The sequence below is a fragment of the Pseudomonas sp. KBS0710 genome (assembly GCF_005938045.2).
GTDB lineage: Bacteria > Pseudomonadota > Gammaproteobacteria > Pseudomonadales > Pseudomonadaceae > Aquipseudomonas.
Window position 1 is genome coordinate 6482528 of the sequence record NZ_VCCF02000001.1, and the last position, 11469, is coordinate 6493996.

Here is an 11469-nt window from a genome sequence, read left to right on the forward strand (position 1 = left end):
TTCTATCAGTCTTCGGCTTGGAATGTTGCCCGTGCGTCCGGTGTTGGCCAATAGTGGCCGCGGAAACGCCTTGATGGGCACAGCCGACACAGTTGATCGTCTGTTTGTAGAAATCTGTGTTGCAAGAAAAAGGGGTGTGCTCGTCAGTAGCCTTGTTAGGCTCGTCAGAAGAGACGCGCACCGCTGGCAGAAGAGCCAGTCCTGACGTGTGAAGCAGTGTCTCGGTCGCGTGTGCGGCGTCGACGGTGAAGCATCAAGCGATATCCGCAAATGCCAACAGCCCGGCTGAGGGCCGGGCTTGGCAGAAGCTTGCTACGTAAGTCTGTGTATTAGTACAGACGAACGGCGCGGCGCTGTTCGCGCTGAACTTTCTTGGCGTGACGCTTAACAGCGGCTGCTGCTTTACGCTTACGCTCAGAAGTTGGCTTCTCATAAAATTCGCGGCTACGAACTTCAGCCAGAACACCGGCTTTTTCGCAGGAGCGCTTGAAACGACGCAGAGCTACGTCGAAGGGTTCGTTCTCTTTTACTTTGACGGCTGGCATCCAGAGCTACCTTCTTTCATTACCGGGAATCAACGTTCTCGTCGCAAAAAATTCGCGGCTGAGGTCGTCGGTTTTTAAGGGTTGCGGATGTTAACCCCTCATTGACCGGAATGCAAAGCCTCTGATCGAAAACCGCTAGTCGGGAGGGGGAGTGGCGACTATTATGCGCGCCTTCGAATTCAGCCTCTACAAGGCGCAAACCCATGCTAGTACTGGGACTTGAAACCTCCTGCGACGAAACCGGTGTCGCACTTTACGACAGTGAACGCGGGCTTTTGGCCGATGCGCTGTTCAGTCAGATCGACCTGCACCGCGCCTATGGCGGGGTGGTGCCGGAGCTGGCCAGCCGCGATCATGTCAAGCGCATGCTGCCCTTGATTCGCCAGGTGTTGGACGAGGCCGGCTGCGTGCCGACCGAGATCGACGCGATCGCCTACACCGCAGGCCCCGGATTGGTCGGAGCCCTTCTGGTTGGGGCCTCTTGCGCCCAGGCGCTGGCATTTGCCTGGGGCATTCCAGCCCTTGGTGTGCACCATATGGAAGGCCATTTACTGGCGCCGATGCTGGAAAAAACACCGCCGCAGTTCCCGTTCGTCGCTTTGTTGGTTTCCGGTGGTCATACGCAGTTGGTTCAAGTGGATGGAATCGGCCAATACACGCTTTTGGGTGAGTCGCTGGACGACGCCGCCGGCGAAGCTTTCGACAAGACCGCGAAGATGATGGGCCTCAATTATCCCGGTGGCCCGGAAATCGCGCGGCTGGCCGAAAAAGGCGTGCCGGGCCGCTATACCTTCCCGCGCCCGATGTGCGACCGCCCAGGCCTGATGTTCAGCTTCAGCGGCTTGAAAACCTCAGCGCTGAACACCTGGCAGCAAAGCGTCAGCGCCGGGGACGACAGTGAACAAGCCCGTTGCGACATCGCGCTGGCGTTCCAGCAGGCCGTGGTGGAGACTTTGACCATCAAGTGCAAGCGCGCCCTGAAACAGGCAGGCATGCAGCGCCTGGTGATCGCAGGCGGCGTCAGCGCCAACAAGGCGTTGCGCACCTCGCTGGAAAAAATGCTCGGCGACATGAACGGGGATGTGTTTTACGCACGCCCTGAGTTCTGCACCGACAATGGCGCAATGATTGCCTACGCCGGTTGCCAGCGCTTGCAGGCCGGGCAGCACGAAAGCCTGGCGATCAGCGTGCAGGCACGCTGGCCGATGGAGCAGCTTTCGCCGTTGTAAGCGGATTGGCCTGAGCCGGACTCATCAACGGTATTTAAAAATGCCGTTCGCGCCCGGCAAACAGGTCGCGTAAATTGCCGCGGTGGCGCCATACGATCAGCAGTGTCAGCACGCTCATCGGCAGTAACGCCGCCGGTGCCTGCCAGGCCAGCAACGGCAGGGTGAGTGGCGTGGCGATCAGGGCGGCCAGCGAGCTGGTGCGGGTCAGGTAGAACGTCAGCAGCCAGGCCAGCACGGCCAGCAGCGCTGCCGGAGGGTAAACCCCCAGCAGCATGCCGGCCGCGGTCGCGACGCCTTTGCCGCCGCGAAAACGAAAGTACAGTGGAAACAGATGGCCCAGGACGGCGCACACGCCCACCCAGGCCTGCTGTTGCAAGGTAAGACCGGCGAAGCTGGCGATCAGTACGGGCAACAAGCCCTTGCAGAGGTCGCCCAGCAGCGTCAGTACGGCGAGTTTTTTGCCGGCCAGGCGCAACATATTGGTGGCGCCGGCATTGCCTGAGCCACTCATTCGCGGGTCGGGATTTCCCGTCAGGCGGCTGAGCAAAATGGCGAAGGACAGCGAGCCGAGCAGGTAGGCGAGAATCGCCAGTAACCAAAACATGCTAACTATTCCGGGCGAGGACGCCCTGATTCTAACGGGGCATTGCGCCCTTGTCGTGCTGCGGAGAAGAGCTTGGACAGAGTGTTTATCGAAGGCCTGGAAGTCGACACCGTGATCGGGGCCTACGACTGGGAGCGCGGCATCAAACAATGCCTGCGCCTGGACCTGAGCTTCGCCTGGGACAATCGCCCGGCGGCTGCCGGTGACGACCTGTCCCTGGCGCTGGACTACGCCAGTGTCTCCACGCGCATCCAGGCTTTTGCCGAGCAATCCCAGTACCAACTGGTGGAAACCTTTGCCGAGCGGCTGGCCGAAGTGCTTATGAGCGAATTCCAGATTCCCTGGCTGCACCTCAAACTGACCAAGCCCGGTGCCGTACCGGCTGCCAAGGGCGTGGGCGTGGAGATCGAGCGCGGATGTCGCTAACTCAGGTTTACCTTGGCCTTGGCAGCAATATCGAGCGCGAGTCGCACCTGCGTGCCGGTTTGGACGCGTTGGCGAGCTTCCTGACGGATGTACGCTGCTCTGCGGTGTTCGAAAGCCAGCCGGTGGGCATCAAAAGCGGGCCATTTTTCAACCTCGTCGTGTCGGCGTACACCGACTTGCCGTTGATGGAACTGGACCGCCGTTTGAAATTCATCGAGGCCGACAATGGCCGTTATGCCCCGGACCGCAAAGGGCTGCCGTTGGACATCGACGTGCTGCTGTACGGTGACCTGGTGGGGAATTTCGATGGTTTGATCCTGCCGCGTGCAGAGATCCTGAAGAATGCTTTTGTGTTATGGCCGTTGTCGTTGATGGCGCCGGATCGTGTGCATCCGCAAGTCGATAAGACAATGGCCGAGTTATGGCGCGATGCGCAGATCGACCAAGTGCTGGCGCCTGTTGGCTTTGAGTGGCAGGGCCAGCAACTGACGCCGAGCACGCTCCTTTAGGCGGCGAGCTTCCTGTGGCGAGGGAGCTTGCTCCCGCTGGGGGGGCGCAGCGCCCCCAAGATCTTACAAAGAGCAACGACTACTGGTTTTGTTGTTCTTTGTAGGTTTTGAGCACTTTAAGCCGCTCACGCTTGAGCGCCTCGCCCAGCTCCGGGCCTTTGAACCCTCTTTCCAGCAAGGGCGCCACCGGTACTTCGCGAGCCGCCTTGGCTGCGCCGCGTAAATAATCCGCTTGTGGATAACTTCTGTGTTCCAGGCCCTTGCGGCCACGGGCGTCCATTTCGCAACTCACCACAAACTCTTCAAAGCGCTGTGGCCGGCGATACACGTCAAAACTTTGCAGAAGCTCCAGCAACGTCGAGGCTTTGAGCTCCAGCGCACGGTGGCCATGGGTGTGATATTGGCCGACCAGCAGGGCCAGTTCCTGGCAATCCTTCGGCACCTTGAAGCGTTCATTGACGGCCTTGATCAGCTTCAAGCCCGTGTGTTCGTGGGCAATGTGCTGTGGCAACTTATCCACAGGCGTCAAACCTTTGCCCAGGTCGTGCAGCAGGCAGGCCCAGCGCACGGTCAGCGGCTGCTGATGCAAGGCGGCCTGTTCCAGCACGCCCAAGGTATGGAGGCCGGTGTCTATTTCGGGGTGATGGGCTTCGGGTTGTGGCACCCCAAACAGCGCATTCACTTCGGGCATCAGGGTTTTCAGCGCGTCGCAGTCGCGCAATACCTGAATGAACACCTGCGGCTGATCCTCCATCAGCGCTCGGGAAATCTCTTTCCAGCTGCGCTCCGGGGTCAAGGCTTGCAGTTCGCCGGACTCGCTGAGTTGGCGCATCAATTCCAGGGTTTGCGGGGCGACGGTAAAACCCAGGTGGGCATAACGCGCAGCAAAGCGCGCAACACGCAGCACTCGCAAGGGATCTTCGGCGAACGCGGGGGAAACGTGACGCAGAATGCGGGCGTTAAGGTCGCTCTGGCCGCCATAAGGATCGGTCAGGCTACCGTCATCATCTTCGGCCATGGCATTGATGGTCAGGTCGCGGCGAATCAGGTCTTCTTCCAGCGTGACCTCGGGGCTGGCGTGAAACACAAAGCCGCCATAACCCCGACCGCTTTTGCGTTCGGTGCGGGCGAGGGCGTATTCATCGCCGTTCTTGGGGTCCAGGAATACCGGGAAGTCAGCGCCGACTGGCTTGTAGCCTTTGGCGAGCATTTCTTCAGTGGTCGCACCCACAACGACGCGGTCGATATCGGTGACCTTGAGGCCGAGCAGGCGATCACGCACCGCACCGCCGACTGTGTAGATTTTCATGAAAAAGCCTCCATTAGCGGCACAGGATACCGCCTGTGCCGGACCAATGGAGGCTTTGCTGTTTCAGAGGTGTACGACGGCCAGGTCCAGGCGGCCGTAGTCGTTATCGTTGTGGTCGGTGCGTGGCGGCACGTGGTGGGTTTTCATCACCTGATCGCCCTGCAGGGTTTCCAGGTGAATGTCGAAGCCCCACAGCCGGTGCAGGTGTTTGAGCACTTCCTCTGTGGATTCGCCCAGTGGTTTGCGGTCGTGCTGCTGGTGACGCAAGGTCAGCGAGCGGTCGCCACGTACATCAATGCTGTAGATCTGCACGTTGGGCTCACGGTTGCCGAGGTTGTACTGCGCCGCCAGGGTTTCACGGATGGTGCGGTAGCCGGGCTCATCGTGAATGGCAGGCACCACCAGATCATCCTTGAGGTCGTCATCGAGAATGCTGAACAGCTTGAGGTCGCGAATCACCTGGGGTGACAGGTACTGCAGGATGAAACTCTCATCCTTGAAGCTGCTCATGGCGAACTTGATGGTCGACAACCAGTCGCTGCCGGCGATTTCCGGGAACCAGCGGCGGTCTTCTTCGGTGGGGTGTTCACACATGCGCCGAATGTCGCGGTACATGGCAAAACCCAGTGCGTAGGGGTTGATGCCGCTGTAGTACGGGCTGTCAAAGCCCGGCTGGAACACCACGCTGGTATGGGAGGTGAGGAACTCCATCATGAAACCGTCGGTGACCAGGCCTTCGTCGTACAGGTCATTCATCAAGGTGTAGTGCCAGAACGTTGCCCAACCTTCGTTCATCACCTGGGTCTGGCGCTGTGGATAAAAGTACTGGGCGATCTTGCGCACAATGCGCACGATTTCGCGCTGCCATGGCTCCAGCAGCGGCGCGTGTTTTTCCAGGAAATACAGGATGTTTTCCTGAGGTTCGGCGGGGAAGCGTGCATTGTCCTTGTCGCTGTTTTTGCCGGCTTTTTTAGGAATCGTGCGCCACAGGTCGTTGATCTGCTTTTGCAGGTGCTCCTCGCGCTCCTTCTGGCGCAGGCGTTCTTCTTCGGCAGAAATCGGATACGGACGTTTGTAGCGGTCGACGCCGTAGTTCATCAGGGCGTGGCAGGAATCGAGCAAGTCCTCTACCGCGTCGATGCCATGGCGCTCCTCGCATTGCATGATGTACTGCTTGGCAAACACCAGGTAATCGATGATCGAACTGGCATCGGTCCAGGTGCGGAACAGGTAGTTGCCTTTGAAGAAGCTGTTATGCCCGTAGCACGCGTGCGCCACCACCAGCGCCTGCATGCAGATCGTGTTTTCTTCCATCAGGTAGGCGATACACGGGTCGGAGTTGATCACGATCTCGTAGGCCAGGCCCATCTGGCCACGGGTGTAGGACTTCTCGGTGCTGAGGAAGTGTTTGCCGTAGGACCAATGGTGGTAGCCCAGGGGCATGCCGACCGAGGCGTAGGCATCCATCATCTGTTCGGCGGTGATCACTTCGATCTGGTTGGGGTAGGTGTCCAGCGCATAACCCGCCGCGATGCGGCTGATTTCCCGGTCATAGGCCTGGATCAGTTCAAAGGTCCACTCGGAGCCAGTGGAAATGGGTTGGCGCTTATGCTCTTTTTTGGCGGTCATGTCACTAACCTGCGCTGGAAGAGTTCACGGAAGACCGGGTAGATATCGCCGGCCGAGACCAGTTGCTGCTGGGCGAACGTATCGGCAAAGGCTTCACCGATGCGCTCGTATTCAAACCACAGGGCCTGGTGCTCACGAGGGGTGATTTCAACGTAGGTGTAGTACTGCACAAACGGCATGATCTGGTTGATCAGGATGTCGCGGCAGATCGGCGAGTCGTCGTTCCAGTTGTCGCCGTCGGAGGCTTGCGCGGCGTAGATGTTCCACTCGTTGGCAGGGTAGCGCTCGGCCATGATCTCCTGCATCAGCTTCAAGGCGCTGGACACGATGGTGCCGCCGGTTTCCCGCGAATAGAAGAACTCTTCTTCGTCCACTTCCCGGGCGCTGGTGTGATGGCGGATGAACACCACGTCGATCTTGTCGTAATTACGCTTCAGGAACAGGTACAGCAGGATGAAAAAGCGCTTGGCAATGTCCTTGGTGGCCTGGGTCATGGAGCCGGACACGTCCATCAGGCAGAACATCACCGCCTTGGAGCTGGGGTTGGGTTGCTTCACCAGCAAGTTGTATTTCAAGTCGAAGGTGTCGAGGAACGGCACACGGTGAATGCGCGCGCTGAGTTTCTCGATTTCCGCCTCGATTTGCTGAATGTCGCCGAAGTTATCCGGCTCTTCGCGCTTCAAGCGCGCCAGTTCTTCCTTGGCTTCCTTCAGTTTGGCGCGGCTGCTGCCCGACAATGCAATACGTCGTGCATGGGCTGAGCGCAGGGTACGAATGATATTGATGCGGGACGGGTTGCCTTCGTTGCTGATCCCCGCGCGCACGGTCTTGAAGGTGTCGGTACCGGTCAGGTTGCGTTTGACTAGGTTGGGCAGTTCCAGGTCTTCGAACATGAACTCCAGGAATTCTTCCTGGGTGATTTGGAACACGAACTCATCCATGCCCTCGCCGGAATTGCCGGCTTTGCCCGGGCCTTTACCGCCGCCACCGCCTTGCGGGCGCTGGATATGCTCGCCGGTGGTGAATTCCTTGTTGCCTGGGTGTACGACCGTCTGTTTGCCGCCCCGGCCGTGGTGCAGCACCGGTTCGTCGATGTCGCGTCCGGGAATACTGATTTGTTCGCCATGCTCCATGTCGGTGATGGAGCGGCGGCTGACGGCCTCTTCAACGGCCTTTTTGATGTGGTCACGGTAACGCCGCAGGAAACGCTGACGGTTTACCGTGCTCTTGTTCTTGCCATTGAGGCGTCGGTCGATCACATAGCTCATGGGGAGCCCTCCGGGCAGCTTCACGTTACAAGCTTCAAGCCGCGAGCTGGAAGCTTAGAGACAAGCGGTCGACCGCCGGGCCAGAAGCCCGGCAGCACGCGCCTGTCGCTGCCTTACTGTGATTTACGCACCCGCAGGTACCATTCGGAAAGCAGGCGTACCTGTTTGTCGGTGTAGCCGCGCTCGACCATGCGTGTAACAAAGTCGTTGTGTTTTTGCTGATCCTCTTTGCTGGCCTTGGCATTGAAGCTGATGACCGGCAGCAGGTCTTCGGTGTTGGAGAACATTTTCTTTTCGATAACCACCCGCAGCTTCTCGTAGCTGAGCCAGGTAGGGTTCTTGCCGTTGTTGTTGGCACGGGCGCGCAGCACGAAGTTGACGATTTCGTTGCGGAAATCCTTCGGATTGCTGATGCCGGCGGGTTTTTCGATCTTCTCCAGTTCCTCGTTGAGGGCCACGCGGTTGAGGATCTCGCCGGTTTCCGGGTCGCGATACTCTTGGTCCTGAATCCAGAAGTCGGCGTACAGCACGTAGCGGTCGAAAATGTTCTGGCCGTACTCGCTGTAGGACTCCAGGTACGCAGTCTGGATTTCCTTGCCGATAAACTCGATATAGCGCGGCGCCAGGTACTCCTTGAGGAAGCGCAGGTAGCGTTCGCGGGTTTCGGCCTGGAATTGTTCCTGTTCGATCTGCTGTTCCAGCACATAGAGCAGGTGCACCGGGTTGGCAGCGATCTCGTGCGGGTCGAAGTTGAAGACTTTGGAGAGGATTTTGAATGCAAAGCGTGTCGACAGACCGTTCATGCCCTCGTCCACGCCCGCGGTATCGCGGTACTCCTGGATCGACTTGGCTTTCGGGTCGGTGTCCTTGAGGTTTTCGCCGTCATACACGCGCATCTTGGAGTAGATGTTCGAGTTTTCCGGCTCCTTGAGACGTGAGAGCACGGTGAACTGGGCGAGCATCTTCAAGGTGTCCGGCGCGCAATGCGCCTTGGCCAGGGAGCTGTTGAACAGCAGCTTGTCGTAAATCTTGATTTCATCGCTGACCCGCAGGCAGTACGGCACCTTGACGATGTAGATCCGGTCGATGAAGGCTTCGTTGTTCTTGTTGTTGCGGAAGGTGTGCCATTCCGATTCGTTGGAGTGGGCCAGCAGGATCCCGGTAAACGGAATCGCGCCCAGGCCTTCGGTACTGTTGTAGTTACCTTCCTGGGTGGCGGTGAGCAGTGGGTGCAGCACCTTGATCGGTGCCTTGAACATCTCCACGAACTCCATCAAGCCCTGGTTGGCCCGGCACAGCGCTCCCGAATAGCTGTAGGCGTCGGCGTCGTTCTGTGGGAATTCTTCCAGTTTGCGGATATCGACCTTGCCCACCAGCGCCGAGATGTCCTGGTTGTTCTCGTCGCCGGGCTCGGTCTTGGCCACGCCGATCTGGTTGAGGATCGACGGGTAGAGTTTCACCACGCGGAACTGGCTGATATCGCCGCCAAACTCCGACAGGCGCTTGGTGGCCCACGGCGACATGATGGTATTGAGGTAGCGGCGCGGGATGCCGAAGTCTTCTTCGAGGATCGCGCCATCTTCCGTGGCGTTGAACAACCCCAAAGGCGACTCGAACACCGGCGAGCCCTTGATCGCGTAGAAGGGCACCTTCTCGATCAGTTGTTTGAGCTTTTCCGCCAGGGACGATTTACCGCCGCCGACCGGGCCGAGCAGGTAGAGGATTTGTTTCTTCTCTTCCAGGCCTTGGGCTGCATGCCGGAAGTAGGAGACGATCTGGTCGATGCATTCTTCCATGCCATGGAAGTCTTCAAAGGCCGGGTAGCGGCGGATCACCTTGTTGGAGAATATTCGCGACAGGCGCGAATTATTCGAGGTGTCTACCAGCTCCGGCTCACCAATCGCCAACAGCAGGCGCTCGGCGGCAGATGCGTAGGTGCTGCGGTCCTTTTTGCACAGCTCGAGATACTCCTGCAGGGTAAGTTCTTCCTGCTGGGTGGACTCGAAGCGTTGTTGGAAGTGGCTAAAGATACTCATGACGTCGTCACCTCGCTCGATACGTGGAGCCGACGCCGGATCAATCAGTCGATGCTGGCAGCCATTGGCGATCGCCACTGGCTGTTTTCCCCCCAGAACACCCTGAAACGCTACCGATGACCCGCACGCCGGTGTACCGGCTCTCCCCTGATTCGGATGGCCTGCGCTTAAGGATAGTTCGGAATCCGGGAGGTCAAGGCGCGATGCGCAATTAGTTTGGCTGCGCCGTTCGTCAGAAACGGCGCAAGCCCAAGCGTCACGCGGGGTGGCGGGGTGTGAAAAAAATTATTGCGAATTGTCGGAGGCAATTTCTGCAGGATAGGTCGTACGCCACAGTTCGAAGCCGCCGTCCAGGCTATAGACGTCGGAGAAGCCCTGGCTGATCAGATAGGCCGCTGCGCTCTGGCTGGAATTGCCGTGGTAGCAAGCCACGATCACCGGCGCGTCGAGGTCGGCGGCACGGATGAAGTCCTGGATGTTGTGGTTGTCCAGATGCTGCGCACCGCTGATGTGAGCCGCTGCATAGGTCGGCTGATCGCGGATGTCGACCACCACGGCGCCTTGCTCGCGCAGGGCCTGGGCCTTTTCGGGAGGGATACGTTTGAATTCGCTCATGGCGGGCTCCTAGGGCTTGGCGCCCGGCAGTGTTACAGAAAGGGGAGATTCGCACTGGCAGCTCAGGCGCTCGCCGGTGTCGATGTTCATCAAGGTCATGCTGCCACCCCACACGCAGCCGGTGTCGAGGGCGAATACGCCGGGTTCGTTGCACTGGCCTTCAAGGGCGGCCCAGTGGCCGAAAACGATCTTGGTGTCACGGGTCTTGCGTTCTTTATGCTCGAACCACGGCTTGTAGCCAGGCAGTGCGGTGTCGGCGCCTTCCTTGCTCTTGAGGTCCAGTTTGCCTTCGGCGGTACAGAAGCGCATGCGTGTGAAGTAATTGGTGATCACGCGCAGGCGGGCCACGCCGGTGAGGTCGTTGTCCCACTTGACCGGCTCGTTGCCGTACATGCCGTCGAGGTAGGCGGTGTACAGGTTGTCATCGGCCAGGGCGCTTTCGACTTCGGCGGCGCACTTGAGGGCTTTCTTCAGCGTCCACTGGGGCGGGATGCCGGCGTGTACCAAGGCCATGTTGCGGCCTTCGTCGTAATGCATAAGCTTCTGGCGGCGCAGCCAGTCCAGCAGCTCGGTGCGGTCCGGCGCTTCGAGGATCTCGCGCAGGGTGTCGCCCTTTTTCAGGCGCTCAATGTTATTGCCAGCCGCCAGCAGGTGCAGGTCATGGTTGCCCAGCACGCACACCAAGGAGTCACGCATCTTATAAAGAAAGCGCAGGGTCTCCAGGGACTCGGGGCCGCGGTTGACCAGGTCACCGACCAGCCACAAGCGGTCGCTCGCCGGGTTGAAGGCTACGCGCTCCAGCAGGCACTTGAGGGGTTCCAGGCAGCCTTGCAGGTCACCGACCGCGTACGTCGTCATCAGTGCAGGGCCCCGGGCACCGCCAGGCGAAACGGCGCGATGATGGCGTCGAACAGTTTTCCGTCGGTGGCTTTCATCTGATACGAGCCCTGCATGGTGCCGACCTTGGAGGTCATCACCGTGCCGCTGCTGTAGGTATGGCTGGCGCCGATGTCGATCAATGGCTGCTGGCCAACCACGCCGGCACCGCGCACTTCCTCGACCTGGCCGTCACCGTCGGTGATCACCCAGTGGCGCGACAGCAGTTTGGCCGGCACTTGCCCGTTGTTCTTCACCGTGATGGTGTAGGCAAAGGCGAAACGGTTGTCTTCGGGGTGTGATTGGTCCGCGAGGAAGCGGGTGACGACGCTGACGTCGATCTGGTAGCGAGGATCGGACATGCAAGAGGCCTTAAGAGCAAAAGCGGAGGACAGCAGATGCGGATCAGTCTAGGCCATGTGC

12 protein-coding genes are annotated in these 11469 nt (G+C 59.3%); 3 read left to right on the forward strand and 9 right to left on the reverse strand.

All coding sequences use genetic code 11. From position 1 onward, the window contains the following. Positions 1-329 precede the first annotated feature (329 nt). Complete coding sequence (rpsU, locus tag FFI16_RS29615; RefSeq protein ID WP_002551877.1) at positions 330-545, reverse strand: 30S ribosomal protein S21; 216 nt, start codon at positions 543-545, stop codon at positions 330-332. Between the two features lie 203 nt (positions 546-748). On the opposite strand from rpsU, the gene tsaD reads away from it, so the two are divergent. Then, positions 749-1774 (forward strand): tRNA (adenosine(37)-N6)-threonylcarbamoyltransferase complex transferase subunit TsaD, encoded by a 1026-nt coding sequence (gene tsaD / locus FFI16_RS29620; RefSeq protein WP_138813598.1) that lies wholly within the window; start codon positions 749-751, stop codon positions 1772-1774. Between the two features lie 34 nt (positions 1775-1808). Here the strand turns inward: tsaD and plsY are convergent, their stop codons facing one another. Beyond that, positions 1809-2378 (reverse strand): glycerol-3-phosphate 1-O-acyltransferase PlsY, encoded by a 570-nt coding sequence (gene plsY / locus FFI16_RS29625; RefSeq protein ID WP_056857845.1) that lies wholly within the window; start codon positions 2376-2378, stop codon positions 1809-1811. Positions 2379-2450: 72 nt separating this feature from the next. Here plsY and folB point away from each other — a divergent pair, with 72 nt between their 5' ends. After that, the gene (gene folB, locus FFI16_RS29630) at positions 2451-2804 is read left to right on the forward strand and encodes a dihydroneopterin aldolase (RefSeq protein WP_138813599.1); all 354 of its coding nucleotides are present in this window, start codon (positions 2451-2453) and stop codon (positions 2802-2804) included. Then, complete coding sequence (gene folK, locus FFI16_RS29635; RefSeq protein ID WP_138813600.1) at positions 2795-3313, forward strand: 2-amino-4-hydroxy-6-hydroxymethyldihydropteridine diphosphokinase; 519 nt, start codon at positions 2795-2797, stop codon at positions 3311-3313. Before folB ends, folK begins: the two co-directional genes overlap by 10 nt. Positions 3314-3392: 79 nt before the next feature. Here folK and FFI16_RS29640 read toward each other — a convergent pair whose 3' ends face one another. From FFI16_RS29640 to apaG, 7 genes are all read right to left on the reverse strand, one after another. Beyond that, complete coding sequence (locus FFI16_RS29640) at positions 3393-4622, reverse strand: multifunctional CCA addition/repair protein (protein WP_138813601.1); 1230 nt, start codon at positions 4620-4622, stop codon at positions 3393-3395. A gap of 63 nt (positions 4623-4685) precedes the next feature. Then, complete coding sequence (locus FFI16_RS29645; protein ID WP_017138056.1) at positions 4686-6251, reverse strand: SpoVR family protein; 1566 nt, start codon at positions 6249-6251, stop codon at positions 4686-4688. Then, positions 6248-7519 (reverse strand): YeaH/YhbH family protein, encoded by a 1272-nt coding sequence (locus FFI16_RS29650; RefSeq protein ID WP_017138057.1) that lies wholly within the window; start codon positions 7517-7519, stop codon positions 6248-6250. The genes FFI16_RS29645 and FFI16_RS29650 overlap by 4 nt, the downstream gene beginning before the upstream one ends. Positions 7520-7632: 113 nt before the next feature. After that, entirely contained in the window at positions 7633-9555 is a 1923-nt protein-coding gene (locus FFI16_RS29655) for a PrkA family serine protein kinase (RefSeq protein WP_026013778.1), read from the reverse strand. Between the two features lie 285 nt (positions 9556-9840). After that, positions 9841-10170: a thiosulfate sulfurtransferase GlpE gene (gene glpE, locus FFI16_RS29660; RefSeq protein WP_138813602.1), complete on the reverse strand. Its 330-nt coding sequence runs from the start codon at positions 10168-10170 to the stop codon at positions 9841-9843. 9 nt (positions 10171-10179) lie between these two features. Continuing rightward, positions 10180-11028 carry a symmetrical bis(5'-nucleosyl)-tetraphosphatase gene (locus FFI16_RS29665; RefSeq protein WP_138813603.1) on the reverse strand — a complete coding sequence of 283 codons (849 nt, stop codon included), beginning with the start codon at positions 11026-11028 and terminating at the stop codon, positions 10180-10182. After that, entirely contained in the window at positions 11028-11408 is a 381-nt protein-coding gene (gene apaG, locus FFI16_RS29670; protein WP_138813604.1) for a Co2+/Mg2+ efflux protein ApaG, read from the reverse strand. Before apaG ends, FFI16_RS29665 begins: the two co-directional genes overlap by 1 nt. Between the last annotated feature and the right edge of the window lie 61 nt (positions 11409-11469).